The organism is Acetivibrio sp., assembly GCF_035371925.1.
In the GTDB taxonomy this organism is placed as follows: Bacteria; Bacillota; Clostridia; order Acetivibrionales; family Acetivibrionaceae; genus Hungateiclostridium.
Map to the genome: position 1 here is coordinate 1 of NZ_DAORXT010000009.1, position 19977 is coordinate 19977.

Annotated in this window: 13 protein-coding genes and 1 other annotated feature; of the genes, 12 read left to right on the forward strand and 1 reads right to left on the reverse strand. The window is 40.0% G+C overall.

Features of this window, described 5'->3' with window-relative positions; translation table 11 throughout:
* Positions 1-90 precede the first annotated feature (90 nt).
* Complete coding sequence (locus PLH43_RS02365; RefSeq protein WP_324359686.1) at positions 91-1401, reverse strand: D-alanyl-D-alanine carboxypeptidase family protein; 1311 nt, start codon at positions 1399-1401, stop codon at positions 91-93.
* A 280-nt stretch (positions 1402-1681) separates the two neighbouring features.
* Between PLH43_RS02365 and PLH43_RS02370 the strand changes: the two genes are divergently transcribed.
* From PLH43_RS02370 to PLH43_RS02425, 12 genes are all read left to right on the forward strand, one after another.
* Complete coding sequence (locus PLH43_RS02370; RefSeq protein WP_324359688.1) at positions 1682-2563, forward strand: helix-hairpin-helix domain-containing protein; 882 nt, start codon at positions 1682-1684, stop codon at positions 2561-2563.
* 143 nt (positions 2564-2706) lie between these two features.
* Positions 2707-3324 carry a GerMN domain-containing protein gene (locus PLH43_RS02375; protein WP_324359690.1) on the forward strand — a complete coding sequence of 206 codons (618 nt, stop codon included), beginning with the start codon at positions 2707-2709 and terminating at the stop codon, positions 3322-3324.
* A 458-nt stretch (positions 3325-3782) separates the two neighbouring features.
* Positions 3783-3944, forward strand: coding sequence for a hypothetical protein (locus PLH43_RS02380; protein ID WP_324359692.1), 162 nt, complete (start codon positions 3783-3785; stop codon positions 3942-3944).
* A gap of 17 nt (positions 3945-3961) precedes the next feature.
* Positions 3962-4618 carry a stalk domain-containing protein gene (locus PLH43_RS02385; RefSeq protein WP_324359694.1) on the forward strand — a complete coding sequence of 219 codons (657 nt, stop codon included), beginning with the start codon at positions 3962-3964 and terminating at the stop codon, positions 4616-4618.
* Between the two features lie 479 nt (positions 4619-5097).
* The gene (gene thrS / locus PLH43_RS02390) at positions 5098-7005 is read left to right on the forward strand and encodes a threonine--tRNA ligase (RefSeq protein ID WP_324359696.1); all 1908 of its coding nucleotides are present in this window, start codon (positions 5098-5100) and stop codon (positions 7003-7005) included.
* 255 nt (positions 7006-7260) lie between these two features.
* Positions 7261-8091: a thymidylate synthase gene (thyA, locus tag PLH43_RS02395; RefSeq protein ID WP_324359697.1), complete on the forward strand. Its 831-nt coding sequence runs from the start codon at positions 7261-7263 to the stop codon at positions 8089-8091.
* Positions 8092-8105: 14 nt separating this feature from the next.
* On the forward strand, positions 8106-8609 hold the full coding sequence (locus PLH43_RS02400) for a dihydrofolate reductase (RefSeq protein ID WP_324359699.1): 504 nt from the start codon (positions 8106-8108) through the stop codon (positions 8607-8609).
* A 59-nt stretch (positions 8610-8668) separates the two neighbouring features.
* Positions 8669-8822 (forward strand) — a sequence feature (ribosomal protein L20 leader region).
* A 60-nt stretch (positions 8823-8882) separates the two neighbouring features.
* Complete coding sequence (gene infC, locus PLH43_RS02405; protein WP_324359769.1) at positions 8883-9377, forward strand: translation initiation factor IF-3; 495 nt, start codon at positions 8883-8885, stop codon at positions 9375-9377.
* A gap of 24 nt (positions 9378-9401) precedes the next feature.
* Positions 9402-9599 (forward strand): 50S ribosomal protein L35, encoded by a 198-nt coding sequence (gene rpmI / locus PLH43_RS02410; RefSeq protein WP_324359701.1) that lies wholly within the window; start codon positions 9402-9404, stop codon positions 9597-9599.
* 18 nt (positions 9600-9617) lie between these two features.
* On the forward strand, positions 9618-9971 hold the full coding sequence (gene rplT / locus PLH43_RS02415) for a 50S ribosomal protein L20 (protein ID WP_324359703.1): 354 nt from the start codon (positions 9618-9620) through the stop codon (positions 9969-9971).
* A gap of 145 nt (positions 9972-10116) precedes the next feature.
* Complete coding sequence (gene rlmB / locus PLH43_RS02420; RefSeq protein WP_324359705.1) at positions 10117-10920, forward strand: 23S rRNA (guanosine(2251)-2'-O)-methyltransferase RlmB; 804 nt, start codon at positions 10117-10119, stop codon at positions 10918-10920.
* A gap of 202 nt (positions 10921-11122) precedes the next feature.
* Entirely contained in the window at positions 11123-19888 is an 8766-nt protein-coding gene (locus PLH43_RS02425) for a glucoamylase family protein (protein ID WP_324359707.1), read from the forward strand.
* Positions 19889-19977: the final 89 nt, after the last annotated feature.

Here is a 19977-nt window from a genome sequence, read left to right on the forward strand (position 1 = left end):
CAATAGGTTTAAGAAATTTTATTTAGAACCGATACTTTTTGTGGGATAATCATAGTTTATATTGTTTGAAATATTATTAGAAAGATTTTTTCATCTTTTAGAGTGAAGGCTTCGTGAAATTCTGCGCAAAATAAATCTTAACATAAGGAACATCAACAGAAAAATTAATGCTCCCGTTGTGACTTTTTTTAAAGCAGGATCGGTTACTGTTTTAATAATTACGTTTTGAGATTCTTCTGAAGGCTGAAGTTTTTCAACATTTCTTGAAGCAACTGCATCTACCTTGCCAATAGTAACACCGTTTCTTTTAACTTCAACAAATCCGAGAACATCTCCTTCTTTTACAGGTGCCTCTATGTTTTGCTTAATACGACTTTCAATTTCATAATCGGTATTGCTTGAGTCATTGGGCAATAAGCATTTGAGTCCTTCCGACGATGCCAAAATGTCCAGGTTGTGATTGCCTTCGGCATTTGAAACAGGTACGGAAGTTATATACGAATTGGGCGCTATAACAGGCTGAAGGGAATAGTTTTTGAAACCGTATTCCAACAGCTGCTTGGAATATTCAAAGACCATGTCGTAATTTTCCACACCAAGAACTACGGCAATCAATTCTGTTCCTTCATCGTTCATTGCGGAAGAAACAAGATTGTTTAGAGCCCTGTCGGTATAACCTGTTTTTATGCCGGTTACTTTTGTAAAGTAGTCCGACTTGTATTTTGAGTTGCCGTAAAGCAGCAATTTGTTGGTAGTTCCGACGATAACCTCTTCGGAATGCTTGTTTGTAGGCGGTATTTTTATAAGGGTTTTTTGAACAATCTCCCTGAATTCAGGCATTGACATTGCGTACTGCGCTATTTTTGCAAGGTCTCTTGCAGTAGTGAGATGATTTTTTCCCTTTTCTCCGTTATCCATACCGCAGGGGTTTAGGAAATTTGAATTTGTGGCTCCAAGTTCCCTGGCTTTTTCATTCATGAGACTGTAAAATTCCTCGCGGGAGGAGCACAGGTTTTCGGCAATGACATAAGCAGTCTCATTGGCAGATCTCACCAAGAGGGCGTCCAGCAAGTACTTAAGCTCCAACTGTTCTCCGGCCAGCAAACCGACATGCATGCCGCCCGGACCTATATCATCTATGGCAGACTGGTTGACAGTCATCATTTGATCGAGGTCTCCCATCTCGAGGGCCAATATTGCAGTCATGATTTTGGTGGTGCTTGCGGGGTAAGTTTGAAGATCCGGATTGTGTTCGGCGAGAACCTGACCGGTTTTAGAATCTATCAAAATATAAGCTCGTGCACTAATTTCCAATGGTTGCGCTTCAACCATTATAAAGCCGGAAAGCAAAATGGTTGTTATAATAAAGAATAACATAAAGAATAGCAGTAGTCTTTTCATTATTTCCTCCAGTAAATCATGATGTTTTTATCAAATGGCAAAAATGAAGAAACCAACATTATTTTAAGTATAGCAAAAAGTGTTGAAAAAAGTAGAGGTATGTGAAAAAATCTGCAGGTAAATAAAGGAATGAGTATTTACATTTTTATGTCCAACTATTATTATATATATAAACAGTAATATAAGTATTTTACATATTACGACATTTAATGTAACCTAAAGCTGTCAATTACCCAGCTATAGGAAGTTATATAATTGTGATTGCATAGGGGGGAGATTTTTGTTAAGGGATTTTTTCAATCAGGAAGTTAATATGAAAAAAGGCGTAGTTGCTCTTATGATATTGGGATTGATTGCGACTACTTCGGTGACGGGTTTTTTGCTGGCAAATAGTAATGAAGATATAATTATAAGCAAGGCGAAAGACGCTCAACATACCCTGCAATCGGAAACTAACGGGGAAAAAAACAATGGAAATCCTGATGAGAAGCAAGAGGAAGAGCCTTTGGATGAGATAAAGGTATATGTTGTCGGGGAGGTTAACAAGCCCGGCGTGGTTACGCTGAAAAAGGGACAGATAATACAGGATGCCATTGAGCTTGCCGGAGGGCCTACTCAGGATGCGGATATTGAAAATATAAACTTGGCTTATGAGCTAAAGGAGAATGTTATGATAAGGATTATGTCCAAAAGTGAGAGGGTACAGCAAGGCACTGATGAAAACAGCACTATTGAGGCCGTTGCGGAGGGAAGTACTGAAGGAAAAAATGCCGCTGCAGGGGGCAGCTCAAGCAAGAGCGCTGCAGCAAAAACTGTCTCCGACAAGACGGACAACAGGAATTTAGGCTCAACTTCTTCAAAGAGTAATCAGAATGAGGCTGCTCAAGGAATAACCATTACCAAAGACAGCGGCGGAGCAATAGTAGGTGATAATGACAATGATAGTTCGAATAATAAAGCTTCAAACACAAAAATTAACATAAATACTGCAACTTTAGAGGAACTTGACACTCTTCCGGGAATAGGCCCGTCCACTGCTGCCAAAATAGTGGCTTATCGCGAGCAAAACGGTGAATTTAAAACAATAGAAGATATAATGAATGTATCAGGAATTGGTCAGAGCAAATTCAACAATATCAAAGACTTTATCACGGTAGACTAAGTGGCATCTGTTGGAATATTTGAAATGGTATTACGTAAAGCTCAATTTTGAAGTATAATTATTCTGAAGTATGCTTTACGACAAAAAAGCAAAGGGGGTGAATTGTCAGACTTAAGTATCTTTAAAGTCTGATAAGAGCGTTAATGAAAAGAATTTTAACGGCAATTATAGCTTTTTCAATTCTTGTGTTTGCAGCAGGATGCAGTCTTTCAGGAGGGTCAGGTACGGGGCAGGCCGGCAATGAACAACAGCAGCAAAACGATTTGGGTAACGGCAGCCAAATGCAGGAGGCAGATTTGGAGAAAGAATCTGAGAAAGACACTGAGGAGGAACCTGAGAAAGAGGAGACATTGACTGTAACAGTATATTTTGGCGACTTTCAATCGGAAAAGGTGGCTCCCGAGACAAGGACAGTGAAAGTAAAGGCGGGAGAAAGCATTGAAAAGGCTGTTTTTGAGGAACTTGCAAAAGGACCCAAGTCAGAAGAGTTGGATCCGGTCATTTCCGAGGGTACAAAGTTATTGTCGGTCAAGACTGAAAACGGAATTTGTACGCTGAATTTATCGAAGGAGTTCGTTGAAAATCATATAGGCGGTTCCACTGCAGAACTTATGACCATAAACTCGATTGTTGCTTCGCTTACGGAGCTTCCCGGGATAAACAAGGTTCAGTTTTTAATAGAGGGTAATGTCAGGGAGTTTTTTATCCATGAAGCACTGGATGCTCCTATTGGAAGAAACGAAAGTATTATTAAGAAATAGAAAGAAATAATGGATGGGCTGGCACACATGCCAGCTTTTCTAATTATTACCCGTCATTATGGGGATAATAATGATGTTTGTAAGTAAATAACCCAGTAGAATAAAAGTGGTTGGCAGGATGAAGGTATATATGATGAACTTTTTTATTTTCTTGTGCCTGAGTTTTCTGAACTTTTCCACTCTGGTTGTTCGCATATATTATTCCCTCCAATTAATACTAATCCACATTATACCACGAAATGGGTTGTTTTATTATTTCCGGGAAATCAAAATATTTACGGATTGAGGCTGTTTTATATATCCTTTGTCATCATTTTCTTAGTTTTCCCTAAATTATAGTTATAGCGCTGAAATTCCGGAGATGGAGGTTACTTAAAATTGACTTTGATTTTTTATAGTCATATACTAAAAATATGAAATTGGCTTTAAATGAAATTTAATGAAACGGAGGTATTAGTTTGAAGAAGTTTCTGTGCGGTTTTATAGTAGGTGGACTTGTGTGTAGTTTAGGGACTGTATTTGCGTCTACGATAACAAAAAACATAACTGCGCATTACAGCGTAAGCAAAATTATTATAAACGGTAAAGAAGCCCTACTCCGGATGAAGAGCCTTTTATAAGTAATGGGAGAACGTATGTGCCGTTGCGTTTTATAAGTGAAAATATGGGTTATAAAGTAACATGGGATGATAAATCCAAAATAGTGTTTATTGTGGAAGAGTCAGCAAAGGAAAAATATGTACTGAATTTGTTTGACCATATGCTTTATGAAGATGAAAAGGATGCCGAAAATGAGAAAAAGATTATAGATGTACTTAAAGATGAAGACTGGTCTTGGAAGAGGTTTTATGAAATTGAAGGCGGTCTGAGTATTGAGAGATTTGAAGATGACATTTATGAATTCAGAAAAGATTCAAGAGACCTTATGGAATGGCTTGTTAATGATTGCAAAAGCATAGATGTACAGAGTAAAATCAGGATAATGGCGGAATCTGATTTGGAGGTTGACGGCGCTGCAGCGGAATTATACTATGAGTACATAGTGAATTTGTTTGAAAAGTATCCGTTGGATTTTATAAAGGTGTTGGCGGGCAGCAATAAGGTAAGGGAAGAAGTCTATGAGGTTGCCGCTTGCGGAGGAATGTTGGAACTGAATGATGAGTTGGCGGATGAGAGGCTGGAGACCTTGAAAGGTTTATATAATAATGATTTGAGTGAGAAAGAAAGAGATGTTGTTGATAAACTGATTGATATTTTGTCGGCAAACTCGACAGGAAATAATTCTACACATTGATATTTCGGCGGAATTCGCGCTCAATTGAATTAATGCCAAAAGACACAGTATTATATTACAAAATGGGTTGTTTTATTATTCCTGGAAAACAAAGCAGTATTTAATGTGATTTTATGTATTTTTTCAGTAGTTGACATTGATGATATAAGAATATATAATATTTTTAATATAAATAATATTTCTATGTCGACTATGAAGAGAAGAGTAGACTGAGGGATTCCTTTAAGAGAGAAGGTATCGATGGCTGCAAGTACCTTTAAGGAGTTTCAGTTGAAGACCACCTCGGAGTTGAAACGGTGATTACGTTATAATCATAATGAGTACCAATTAGGGTGGAACCACGGGAGACACAGCTCTCGTCCCTTGCTTTTTAAGGGACGGGGGTTTTTTATTTGGTATCCTGAAGTGAAATGAAAGATGAAAAGCTAAGGGACTCTATGTCTAAGAGCTTTTATAATCAGTATAAAAGGAGGTATTTTATGATTAAAGTAACGCTCAAAGATGGAAGTGTTAAGGAATACAGTAAAGGGATTACAATCAAAGAAGTTGCAGAAAGCATAAGTGCAGGGCTTGCGAGGGTTGCCCTTGCAGGAGAGGTCAACGGCGAGGTGAAAGACTTGAGTTATCAGCTCGAGAATGATTGTACCCTCAACTTGCTGACCTTTGACGATGATGGGGGAAAGCATGCATACAGACATACCACATCCCATATCTTGGCGCAAGCCGTTAAGAGGCTGTATCCTGAAGCTAAGCTTGCGATTGGACCGTCAATTGAAAACGGTTTCTATTATGATTTTGATGTGGAAAAACCATTTTCGGTAGAAGATTTGGCAAACATTGAAAATGAAATGCAAAAAATCATAAAAGAGGACTACAAGCTTGAAAGATTTACTCTTCCGAGGGATGAGGCCATAAAGTTTATGGAAGAGAGAAACGAACCGTACAAAGTGGAATTGATTCGGGATTTGCCTGAGGGCGAAATAATTTCATTCTACAAGCAGGGTGATTTTGTTGATTTGTGTGCCGGCCCGCACATAGAATCTACAGGCAAGGTCAAAGCCTTTAAGCTGATGTCGGTTGCAGGGGCATACTGGAGAGGTAACGAAAAGAATAAAATGCTCCAGAGGATATACGGTACTTCCTTCAATAAGAAAAGTGAATTGGATGCATATATTACAAGGATTGAGGAAGCAAAGAAGAGAGACCACAGAAAGCTTGGAAGGGAGCTGGATCTGTTTGATATTTATGAAGAAGGTCCCGGTTTTCCTTTCTTTATGCCAAAGGGTATGGCTTTGAGAAACACTTTGGAGGAGTATTGGAGGGAAGAGCACAGGAAGGCAGGGTATCAGGAGATTAGGACTCCGATAATTTTGAATGAAGAGCTCTGGCACCGTTCCGGGCACTGGGATCATTATAAGGAGAATATGTATTTCACCAAGATAGATGAGGGAGATTATGCTATCAAGCCTATGAACTGTCCCGGAGGTATGCTGGTGTTTAAAAGAAAGCTTCACTCCTACAGGGATTTGCCTCAGAGAATGGCTGAGCTTGGATTGGTGCACAGACATGAGCTTTCCGGAGCTTTGCACGGCTTAATGAGGGTTAGATGCTTCACTCAGGATGATGCCCACATATTTATGACTCCGGAACAGATTGAAAGCGAAATTTTGGGTGTAATAAATCTAATTGACGACTTCTACAAGGTTTTCGGCTTCAAATACCATGTAGAGCTGTCCACAAGGCCTGAAAACTCCATGGGTTCCGATGAAGACTGGGAGAGGGCTACAAATGCGCTTAGAAATGCGCTCGAACAGAAGGGAATAAACTACAAGATAAACGAAGGAGACGGTGCATTCTACGGTCCTAAGATAGACTTCCACCTCGAGGACTCTATTGGACGTACTTGGCAGTGCGGAACAATACAGCTTGACTTCCAGATGCCTGAAAGATTTGATTTATCATATATAGGCCCCGATGGTGAAAAGCACAGACCGGTTATGATTCACAGAGTTGTGTTCGGTAGCATAGAAAGGTTTATTGCCATTCTCACCGAGCATTATGCGGGAGCTTTCCCTGTGTGGCTTTCGCCGGTGCAAGTCAAGATACTGCCCATAGTTGAAAAACAGCACGAGTATGTGGCTGAGATTAAGAAAGTATTGGAAGAGAAAGGCATTAGAGTAGAAACTGACTTGAGAAACGAAAAGATAGGCTACAAAATCAGAGAGGCGCAGCTTGAAAAGGTGCCTTATATGCTTGTAATCGGTGACAGAGAAATGGAAAACAGAGCTGTTGCGGTAAGGTCAAGAAAAGACGGCGATATGGGTTCCATGCCTCTTGAAGATTTTGTCAACAAGATTGTCGAAGCTGTCAAGAATAAAGAAAATTAATGGGATTTAAGAAAGAAGGCAAACTGAAGCAAGGAAAGCTTTAAGTTTGTCTTCTTTTTCTATTGTATTATAAAACACTGGTTTGTTTACCTCAGGATATGTTAAAATATATTTTGTATTTTCTAATCCATAGGCAATTTTTCCGTGAAATTTATGTCTATATTGTCGATATTAATTCAATAAGCAGGATTTAGAAGAGAAAATGCATAATATGTGCCATTATTAAACGATTAATTATAAGTGAGGGTAGTTGCTATGAGTAAAGCGGATGAGATTTTTATTAAGATGTGCAAAGATATCCTTGAAAACGGGATATCTTCTGAAGGAGAAACGGTAAGGGCCAAGTGGGATGACGGAACACCTGCCCATACAATCAAAAAGTTTGCAGTGGTTAACAGATATGACTTGTCGGAAGAGTTTCCTGTTCTTACTTTAAGACCGACAAATCTGAAAGCTGCAATCGATGAACTGCTTTGGATATGGCAAAAAAAATCGAATAATATAAAAGACCTTAACAGCCACATTTGGGACAGTTGGGCTGATGAACAGGGCTCGATAGGAAAGGCATACGGTTATCAATTGGGCATTAAGCACAAATATTCCGAAGGGGAATTTGACCAGGTTGACAGGATTATCTATGATTTAAAGCATAATCCCTATAGCCGAAGGATTATTGCCAATATGTACAACCATAGCGACTTGCACGAAATGAACCTGTATCCTTGCGCATATAGCATAACTTTTAATGTTACCGGAAGAAAACTGAATGCAATACTTAATCAGCGTTCCCAGGATGTTTTGGTGGCAAATAACTGGAATGTGGCCCAATATGCAATTTTGGTGCACATGTTTGCTCAGGTGTGCAATCTGGAAGTGGGAGAGTTTGTGCATGTTATTGCGGACGCACATATTTATGACAGGCATATACCGCTTATAAAAGAACTTATACAAAGAACTCCCTATCCTGCGCCGAAGCTGTGGATTAATCCCGAGAAAAAGGATTTCTATGACTTTAAGGTTGAAGATTTTGTACTGGAAGGCTATCAGGCCGGACCTCAAATAAAAAACATCCCTGTTGCCATCTAGAGAAGGAGGACAAGATGAAAGCCATTGTTGCGGTTGATTTGAATTGGGCAATCGGATGTAAAGGTAATTTGCTTGAGCGTATTCCCGAAGATATGAGATTTTTTAAGCAGATGACTTTAGGCAAAGTTGTAGTAATGGGAAGGAAGACCTTTGAATCGTTGCCGGGGAAAGAACCTTTAAAGGATAGAGTAAATATAATATTAAGTAAGAGCGGAGATTTTGAAAATGACAAGATAATAGTGTGTCCTTCTCTTGACGAGCTTTTTTGCGAGCTTAAGAAGTATAATTCCGACGATATTTTTATAATAGGCGGAGAAGCTGTGTACACACTGCTGTTGCCGTATTGCTCCGAGGCCTATGTTACTAAAATTGACAATGAGTATCCTGCAGACAAATACTTTCCAAACCTGGATGAAATGGGAGAATGGGAGCAGGTATCCATAAGCGAGGCGAAGGAGTATAATAATATTCGGTATAGTTTTTTGAAATATGTAAATAAAAGTCCAAAGGTGCTATAATAAAAATATTATAAAAACTATTGACAAATAGACCATCATCTGATACTATTTAGGAGGTAAAAACAAAGAAGAAGTTATCCACTTCTCACCTTACGAACTTTATTTTGTAGGGTTAATACTTAAGTTTACTGTATTGAGGCTACAGTACGTGTATTAATAATGTGAGGGATAAGTGAAGTGGATCATTTTAATGATTCACTTTTTTTGTATTAAATAACAAATAACGCGAATCTCGAAAGCCCGGAGGTGTTTTTTATTAACAAAAACGATTTAATGATCAATGAGCAAATAAGAGATAAGGAAGTAAGATTGATTGATACTGATGGTACAATGTTGGGTATTATGTCTTCAAAAGAGGCACAGAAGCTTGCGAACGCCAAAAACTTGGATTTGGTCAAGATAGCCCCTCAAGCTGTACCGCCTGTGTGCAGGATAATGGACTACGGCAAGTATATGTTTGAGCTTGCCAAAAAGGAGAAAGAAGCTCGCAAGAATCAAAAGGTGATTAATGTAAAAGAGGTTAGGCTGTCTGCTTTAATTGAAGACCATGATTTTAACTTTAAGTTGAAGAATGCGGTGAGGTTCTTAAAGGATGGAGACAAGGTTAAGGTCAGTGTCAAGTTTAGAGGCAGAGAAATGAACTACACCTCATTAGGTCAGCAGGTACTCGAGAAATTTGCGGAAGCAGTTCAAGAATTTGCTACTGTTGAAAAAAAGCCTAAATTAGAAGGTAGAAATATGTTTATGATTCTTAATCCTAAACAGTAATATAGAATTTAAGGAGGAAATCTTATGCCTAAGATAAAGACGCACAGCTCTTCGAAGAAGAGATTCAAGTTGACCGGTACAGGTAAGGTTAAAAGAGCAAAAGCTTATAAAAATCACATTTTGACGAAGAAAACTTCAAAAAGAAAAAGAAACTTGAGGAAATCAGCGATTGCGTCCGATGCTAATGCATCAGTGATCAAAAAGTTGATTCCATACAAGTAAAAAAGGAGGCGTGTGACCATGGCGAGAGTAAAAGGTGGGGTAAGAACCCGTGCAAGACATAAAAAAGTATTAAAGCTGGCAAAAGGTTATTTTGGTGCTAAAAGCAAGAATTTTAGAATTGCAAACCAGGCGGTAATGAAATCACTGGTTTACGCATACAGAGATAGAAGAGCTAAAAAAAGAGATTTCAGACAGCTTTGGATTACAAGAATTAATGCAGCAGCAAGAATGAACGGTTTAAGCTACAGCAAATTTATGAACGGGCTTAAGAAATCAGGTATAACTTTAAATAGAAAGATGCTGGCTGAAATGGCTGTAAACGATGCAAATGCTTTTGCACAGCTGGTTGAGAAAGTTAAAGCAGCAAAATAATTCTATATAAAGAATAAAAAGAGAGAGATAAATCTATATAAACAAAAAGTAGTAAATATAAAAATATGAAATTATAGAAAGGGGAGCTTTAATGGGCTCCCTTTTTTGATATAATAATTTGGACATTTTATTTTGAGGTGAGGAAATGAACTACATAAGCAGTGTACAAAATCCGGTTATAAAAGAAATAAAATCCTTAAAGCAGAAGAAGTACCGTGAAGAAAAAAATATGTTTTTTATCGAAGGCATAAGATTTATGGAAGAGGCACTAAAAGAAGAAGTTCAGATACACAAAATTCTTGTTTCGGACAAGCTTGGCGATACAAATTCCGGCAGGGAAATTTTAGATAAGGTGAATAGCGGAGGATATTCGGTTTTTGCGCTGCCTCATAAACTTTTCACGGAAATTTCGGATACTCAAAATCCCCAAGGGATACTTGCAGTATTGGGCATAAAAAACTATAGCATTGAAGATGTTTGGGATGCGAAGAATTTTTTTATAGTTTTAGATTCGATTCAGGACCCCGGAAACATGGGTACAATAATTAGAACCGCCGATGCAGTGGGAGCGACAGGTGTAATAGTATCCAAAGGATGCGTGGATGTCTACAATCCCAAAGTTCTAAGGTCCACCATGGGCTCCATATTTCATGTACCGATATGTTTGAGTGAAGATATTATAGAAACAATGGAGAGTATGAAAAAAAGAGGAGTTACGATTTGCGCCTCCCATCTTGAAGGCAATTGTGATTATTTTGACCTTGAGTATAATAAGAATATTGCAATTGTTATCGGAAACGAGGCAAACGGTATAAGTGAAAATATAAAAAATTATGCCGATATTCTAGTCAGGATACCTATGCCGGGAAGGGCGGAATCACTGAATGCATCGGTGGCTGCGGGCATATTAATGTATGAAATTTTGAGAAAAAATAAAGGTAAACAGTAATTCTGTATAAATTTTATTTGTTAAATCATTCATTTAGTGGTATACTTATCTATAGCAGTTCTTTTATCCAATATATTTTATGGCACGTATGTTTTGAAATTCTCTATTTGGCATATAATAAAGTATGCTCCTATGACAAATTCTTTTTTATGTTAATATTTGCAGAAAATGAACCTCAAAATATCAAAACAGGAGTTGATAGATGCAGATGCAACTATACATTTTATATCTTTTAGGTTTATCAGCTATATTGTTATGTTTGATTTTATTGGTGGTTTTTTCGAGGTGCGATGAGAGACAACGTCAAATAAAAGTGCGGGATGCATCTTTGACTTTTGATGAACTGGAAGCGTATGCAAAAGAAATAGCAATTGAGCATTCCGTATCCGGGAAAAAGAGTATGTTTTCCTGGCCAATACCCAGGATGAATGATAATTACAGGTATATAATGTCCGTGTATAGAGAAATGAATGAAGATGTACAGAAGGGTATCAGCACTACGCCTGCTGCAGAATGGCTTTTGGATAATTTTTATATTATAGAAGAGCAGGTAAAGAGCTTAAGAAGAGATCTTACAAAGGAGTTCTATTCAAAGCTTCCTGTGCTAAACAGCGGACACCTGAAAGGTTATGCGAGAATATACTCCATTGCTTTGGAGCTGCTTTCTCATACCGACGGCAGGATTGATGAAAAAGTGCTGATTAATTACATAAAGGCATATCAATCCAATAATGTGCTCACAGGAAGGGAATTGTGGGCTTTTCCTATCATGCTCAAGCTTGTACTTATAGAAAAAACGAGATATATTTGTGAGAAAATCGCAAAAGCTCAGGAGCAGAGAAGGAAAGTAGAAGAAATACTGAAGGACTTCGATGAAAATATTGAAAATACTTACCAACTTATAACTGCCATAGATAACGAGCTAAAGGGAAAATACGAGGTAAATTCGGCTTTTATCGAGTATCTTGCATACAAATTCAGAAAAATGGGCAGAGCATATACCCATGTTTTGCGTTATATAGACGAAAGACTTGCTGAAAGCGGTACAACCGTTGATGCTATTACCCATAAAGAGCACAATGAGCAGACGGCAAGCAAAGCATCCATAGGCAATTGCATAATGAGCCTGAAATTTATTTCAACTGTAAATTGGGTGGATATTTTTGAAAATCTCAGCAAAGTAGAGGAAATTTTAAAAGAAGATCCGGCAGGTTTTTATTCTTTGATGGATTTTGATTCGAGAAACTACTATAGAAGCAAAGTGGAAGAGCTGGCGCTAAGATACAATGTTTCTGAATCCCATGTTGCCAAAAAGGCTGTTGAGCTTGCGCAAAATGCTATAGAAAACGGTAATTTGCCTGATAAACGTCTGGCCCATGTAGGATATTATCTTGTCGGAAAAGGCATTTGTGAGCTGGAAAAGGAAATAGGTTATGAAAAAAGCTTTAACAGAAGGATGATTGAGAGGATAAAAGACCATCCTGCATTATTGTATTTTGGATTTATCGGGTTTATAACTCTTTTGCTATTGGCATGCGTGGTGCAGTACTCCTTTTTCGGTACTGAAAACTACGGTGCTGCCTTGGCAATAGTTGCGTTGGTGGCGGTCGTTATTCCTGCAACGGACATTGCAGTCAATTTTGTAAACTGGATACTGAGCAGGGCAATAAAACCTTCGGTGCTGCCTAAACTTGACCTTGAGAACGGAATACCTGAAGAGTATGCTGCAATGGTTGTTATACCTGCTTTGCTTTCGGATGAGAACAGGGCAAGGGAGCTGATTGACAACTTAGAGGTGTATTATCTTGCCAACCGGGAGAAAAACTTGTATTTTTCCATTGCCGGAGATTTTAAAGATGCTCAGAGCAAAGAAATGGCCGGTGACAAAAAAATAATTGATACGGCTCTAAGTAAAATTGCGGAGCTTAATGAAAAGTACTGCAGGAAAAATGAAGACGGAAAAAAAGATGCTCCGGATATATTTTATTTCTTCCACAGGCATAGGCAGTTTAATGAAAAGCAAAACAAATGGATGGGATGGGAAAGAAAAAGAGGTGCACTTCTGGAGTTTAATGAGGTCCTTTTGGGCTCAAAATCTACTAGTTATTCAATAATGTCCCATGATGTGTCAAAGCTCCCGAAGGTAAAGTATGTTATTACTTTGGACGCAGACACAATATTGCCTTTGGGTGCGGCCAAAAAGCTGATAGGCACCATGGCTCACCCTTTGCACAGGCCTGTGATTGATGAGCAAAGGGGAGTAGTAACAGAGGGCTATGGGCTTTTGCAGCCAAGGATAGGGTTTGATATAGAGAGCGTCAACAAGTCGCTGTTTTCAAGAATATTTGCCGGCGAGGAAGGGATAGACCCTTATGCCAGCGCTATTTCGGATGTGTATCAAGACCTTTTCGGAGAAGGTATTTTTACCGGTAAAGGTATATATGACCTTGAGGTTTTCCAGAAGCTTTTGAAAAATGCCATACCCGATAATACCGTACTGAGCCATGATTTGCTTGAAGGTTCATATGTCAGGGCGGGGCTTGTGACGGATATTGAGTTTATTGACGGTTATCCCTCAAAGCTAAACTCATATGCCATGAGGCTTCACCGCTGGGTGAGGGGAGACTGGCAGCTTTTGCCGTGGCTTCGTGGTAAAACGAGAGACAGAAAGGGAAATAAGATAAAAAATCCTCTGTCGTCAATTTCGAAGTGGAAGATACTGGATAACCTTAGAAGAAGCTTGGTGGCACCTACGTTAATGCTGCTCATTGGCTTGGGTTTTAGTGTTTTGCCGGGAAATCCGCTTTTCTGGCTGGGGGCTGCCCTTATAACCATATATTTTCCGCTAATTACGGGAAGTATAGACTATATTGTGTCAAAACCTTTTGGGGCTATTACTTCAAAGAAATACAAGCCTGTTATATGCGGCTTGAAAGCGTCCTTTTTGCAAATGACACTGCAGTTTGTCTTCCTGCCCTATAATGCATGGCTTATGGTGAATGCAGCAGCATTGAGCCTTGGCAGGGTTTTGTTTACAAAAAGGAATATGCTTGAGTGGGTAACCGCACTGGATGCCGAAAGAGGACTTAAGAATTCGCTTAAAGGCTATATTTTAAAGATGAAGACGGCAGTGATTCAGGCCTTGATTGTTGTTGCTCTGGCGTTTGTGTTTAAACCCGGTTTTGGTGCTACAATATCTGTTCTTCTGTTTGCCGTATGGGTATTATCGCCTTTTATAGCTTATTGGGTAAGCAAAGAGACGGTTTACAAAGCAGAAACCTTAAACGATGAGGAAAACTTGGAGCTTAGAAGGATTGCAAGAAAGACGTGGAGATATTATGAGGAGTTTGTAAACAGAAGAAACAACTATCTTGCACCGGATAACTTCCAGGAAGATCCTCCAAACGGTATAGCATACAGGACATCACCCACCAATATCGGATTGGGTATGCTTGCAGCCCTCACAGCAAGGGACTTGGGTTATATAGGTACTCTGGAGCTTTGCGATATAATCTCCAGGACCATGGATACCATAGAAAAGATGGAAAAATGGAACGGTCATCTTTACAACTGGTATGACACGCGGACATTGGAATGTTTGCGTCCGAGATATATTTCTACGGTTGACAGCGGAAACTTTGTCTGCTATCTCATAACTTTGAAAGAAGGCTTGACGGAGTATTTGAACAGACCCCTTGAGGACAGGGCGTTTATTGACGGAATAAGGGATACGGCAAGTCTGATTGCCAATGAAACCGAAAACCCTTACAGGGATGTCTCATGCCTTGAAAAGTGTATTGTAAATGCAGAAAACAAAAGCTATGTAGATATTCCGTGTATGATGAAAGCGTTGACAGAGCTTTCGGAAAACGCGGAAAAAATTAAGGACAGCAAAGATGTGTGGAAGGCAAAGGTTGACAGCATGATAGAGATGCTGAAAATCGAGCTGTACACCTATATGCCTTGGTGCGACATGACTAAAGAATTATCCGAAGCTTTTGAAAACAGCGAAGCCAATATAAAGGAGTCCTTTGAAGGTATAATAAAAAAATTAAATTCTAATTTCTCTCTTAAGGCTATGCCGGCTGTATACAGGGAATCAATCAGAGAAATTGAAAAACTCAAGAAAAAGATTAAAGATGGGCAAAAAAATGCAGATGTGCTTAACAGGCTCAAGGAAGCTTTAGAAGGAGCGGCAGAAAATGCGGACAAACTGGTAAAAAGATATGAGGATTTGATAGACCGGATAATTAAAATTGCAGATGAGACAGAATTTGCGCATTTGTATGATAGAAAGAAGCAGCTGTTTTCCATTGGATACAATATTGAAGAAAATGCCCTTACAAATTCATATTATGATTTGTTGGCTTCTGAAGCAAGACAGACCAGTTACATTGCCATTGCAAGAGGAGAGGTGGATCAGCAGCACTGGTTTAAGCTCGGCAGGACTCTTACCCAGATAGACCGGTATAAGGGAATGATTTCGTGGAGCGGAACCATGTTTGAATACTTTATGCCTTTGCTTATTATGAAGAGTCCTAAAAACACTCTGCTGGACGAAACCTATTCCTTTGTAGTAAGGAGCCAGAAGAAGTATGGAAAGCAGAGAAACCTGCCCTGGGGAATATCCGAATCAGGCTTTTATTCCTTTGACATAAATCTGGATTACCAATACAAGGCCTTTGGAGTGCCGTGGCTGGGCCTTAAGAGAGGACTTGTTGAGGATATGGTGGTTTCTCCTTATGCAACCATGCTGGTTCTGCCTGTAGTCCCTAAGGAAGCTATGGATAATTTAAAGAGACTAATTAAAGAGGGGGCATATGGACCTTATGGTCTGTATGAAGCAATTGATTATACCCCCGACAGGATTCCTTTGGGGCAGAAAAAGGGTATTGTAAAGAGCTATATGGCTCATCACCAAGGCATGAGCATATTGGCCTTAAACAACTATTTTAACGACAATATAATGCAAAAAAGGTTCCATGCCGACCCGGTAGTGGATGCTGCAAAGCTTCTGCTCATGGAAAAAGTTCCGTCAAATATAGTGTTTACAAAAGAAAACAAGGAGAAAATACTTCCGTTCAAGGATGCTGTATATGATGAGAAGGATTGCTTTAGGGAGTTTGCTGTTCCCGATCCTGTGCTTCCAAAAGCCCATATACTTTCAAACGGCAACTACTCGGTTATGGTTACCGACAGAGGTACCGGCTATAGCAGATGGAAGGGCCTGGATGTAACCCGGTGGAGGGAAGACGTAACCTTGGACAATTACGGTATGTTCTTTTATATAAGGGATGTGGAGAGTAATGAAGTGTGGTCGTCCACCTTTGCGCCGGGACGTAAAAAACCCGATGAATACAAGGTTGAATTTACTTCGGGAAAAGCCAAGTTCTACAGAAAAGACGGAGATATTGATACTTTGACGGAGATAGTGGTTTGCGCCGGTGAAAATGCGGAGATTAGAAGTGTTACGTTGACAAATCACGGGTCGGAAAGCCGTGTTATGGAGACTACCAGCTATTTTGAACTGGTTTTGTCCGGACATGGTGCGGATATTGCCCACCCGGCTTTTGGAAATTTGTTTATCAGAACGGAGTTTTTACCGGAACATAACTGTCTGATTGCCAGCAGAAGACCGAGATCGGAAAAAGAAAAACCGGTATGGATGATGAATACCGTGGTTTTAGAGGGAGAAGGGGTTGGAGGCTTGCAGTATGAAACCGACAGAATGCAGTTTATAGGAAGAGGCAGAAATGTGTCGGAACCGATTGCGCTAGAGCCTCACAAGCCGCTTACCAACTCTGTGGGGGCGGTACTGGATCCGGTTATAAGCTTTAGGCAGATGGTCAGGATTGACCCCGGAAAGTCAATAAAAATATCCTATGTGACTGCAGTGGCAAATGAGCGGGAAGCTGTAATGGAGCTGGCTGCGAAATTTAACAGCCCAGAGGTTATAAAGGATGAATTTAGCATGGCCATCACAAAGAGCCGTGTGGAAGCCAGATATTTGAACCTTGATACGGAAGAAATCGAACTGTATCAGGATATGATTTCCCATATACTGTTTCTCAGCCCTCAGCAAAAGCAGAAGCAGAAATGTATAATGAACAACAAAAAAGGACAGTCGGGTCTGTGGCCTTACGGTATTTCGGGAGATATACCGATAGTACTTGTCATGCTGGACAAATCCGATGACATAGATATTGTGAGGGAGATACTGAGAGCTCATGAATACTGGCGTTTAAAGAAATTGGCAGTGGATTTGGTTATACTCAATGAAGAGGAAAACAGCTACACCAACCCGCTAAATAGTTTGCTGATGGATATAATTGCCGAAAGTCATGCCCATGACCTGGTAAACAAACCGGGAGGAGTGTTTCTCCTTAAGAAAAGCAACATGCCTATGGAAGACATTGACTTGATTTGCTCGGTTTCGCGGATAGTGTTAAAAGGTAATGAGGGTGACTTAAAAGAACAGGTGAAATGTGCAAAGAGCATTGCTTTGGCAGAGTTTAAGCAATTTGACAAAAAGCCGTCAAGCTACGATTCCAGCCTCAAAAAGGATTTGGAGCTAAACTTTTTCAATGGTCTTGGAGGATTTAGCAAGGATGGCAAAGAGTATGTTATTTTCTTGGAAAACGGCCAGAATACTCCTTTGCCATGGATAAATGTAATTTCCAACCGGAGTTTTGGGTTTATCGTAACAGAGTCCGGTTCAGGCTATACATGGTTTGAAAACAGCCGCGAGAACAAGCTTACTTCTTGGTCAAACGACCCGGTAAGCGATACGCCGGGAGAAATATTGTACATCCTGGACGACCATACAGGCGACATATGGTCCGTAACGCCGCTGCCTGTGAGAGAGAAGGAACCATATATGATAAGGCACGGCTTTGGCTATACGGTTTTTAGTCATGCAAGTCATGGCATTGAACAGGAAATGGTGCAGTTTGTCCCGGTTGACGATTCGGTGAAAATTAGTGTGTTAAAGCTGAAAAACCAATCGAAGGAAAACAGGGAGCTGAGCCTGACATATTATATAAGGCCGGTTCTTGGAGTTAGCGATCAGTTTACTGCCATGCATATAAATACCGAGGCCGATAACGGTATGATTTTGATAAGAAACAACTATAATGATGAGTTTTACGGCAGAGTGGCTTTCGTTGATACTTCACTTAAGGCCGGTTCCATAACCTGCGACAGGAAAGAATTCTTTGGGGCTGGAGATATTGCAAGTCCTGAAGGAATAAAACGTGCATCGCTTTCAGGAACGATCGGTGCAGGTTTTGACCCTTGTGCAGCCATAAGTATCAATGTAAGCCTCAAACCTGATGAGGAAAAAGAAATGGTCTTTCTTCTCGGGGCAGGCAAGGATGAGCAGGAAGCAAAGCAGATTTGTGCAAAATACAAGAAGCTTGAAGAGGCAAAGAAAGCCTTGAATGAAGTGAAGAAATTCTGGGAGTTGAAGCTTGGGGCATTGCAGTTTGAGACTCCAAACCCGGCAATGGATATACTGCTAAACGGTTGGCTGGTGTACCAGGTTATTTCCTGCAGAATCTGGACCAGATCCGGTTTTTATCAGTCAGGGGGAGCATATGGCTTTAGGGACCAGCTGCAGGACAGTATGTCATTAACCCATATATGGCCGGAAGTTGCCAGAAATCAGATACTTCTCCACTCGAAGCACCAATTTTTAGAGGGAGATGTACAGCACTGGTGGCATGAAGAAAAATATAAAGGGACTAGAACAAGGTTTTCCGACGACCTTTTATGGATGCCCTATGCCACGGTTGAGTATATACGCATTACCGGGGACTATGATATACTTCACGAAATGACACCGTTTTTGGAAGATGAGCTGCTTAAAGAGTTTGAGGATGAAGCTTATCGTGTTCCAAGGGTATCCTCAACCGTATCGTCCCTGTATGACCACTGCATCAGAGCTATCAACAGGTCTTTAAAGTTTGGTGAGCATGGAATACCGCTCATTGGCTCCGGCGACTGGAATGACGGAATGAATACGGTGGGCAACAAGGGCAAGGGAGAAAGCGTATGGCTTGGTTGGTTTTTATATTCGATACTAAAGAGCTTTGCTCCGCTGTGCGAAAGAATGGGAGACAAGGAGCTTGCAAAAAGCTATCTGGATACGGCAGACCAAATTGTTGAGAATATTGAGAAAAATGCCTGGGATGGAAACTGGTACAGGAGAGCATATTTTGACAACGGAGTACCTTTGGGCTCCATCCAAAACAGTGAATGCCAGATTGACTCCTTGGCTCAGTCCTGGGCGGTAATATCCGAAGGAGGAGACAAGGACAGGATTGTTGATGCCATGAGTGCCCTTGAAAACTATTTGGTAAAACGGGATGAAGGACTTATAAAGCTTCTTACTCCTCCTTTTGATGAAGGAGAGCTGGAGCCGGGTTATATAAAGAGTTATGTGCCGGGAGTTCGTGAAAACGGAGGACAGTACACCCATGCCGCGGCCTGGGTTGTTATGGCCTTTGCAAAGATGGGAGACGGTGATAAAGCGACAGAGCTTTTTGACCTGCTAAATCCGATAAATCACTCAAGGACGCATATGGAATACTCCCGATACAAGGTTGAGCCATATGTTATGGCCGCAGATGTCTATTCTGTTCCGCCTCATACGGGAAGGGGAGGATGGACTTGGTATACAGGCTCGGCAGGATGGATCTATCGTGTGGGTTTTGAATACATTTTAGGATTTAGAAAGCGCGGGGAAACCCTTGAGATAGACCCGTGTATACCCGCAAAATGGACGGATTTTAAAATAAAATATCGCTATTATGATACTGATTATGTGATAGAAGTGAAGAACCCGGAAAAAGTAAATAACGGAGTCAAAAAGGTTGTTGTTGACGGAAAAGAGTTTTATGATAATAGAATTCAGCTTGTTAATGACAAAGGAAAGCATAGTGTGGAGGTTTATTTGGGAAAGCGGTAAGGTTTTTAGATAGACAATTAAAGAAAACTAATTTATAATTTTATTTGTAATTAAGCTTGGATATTTTTGCTTTCCGTATTTTGTTATTA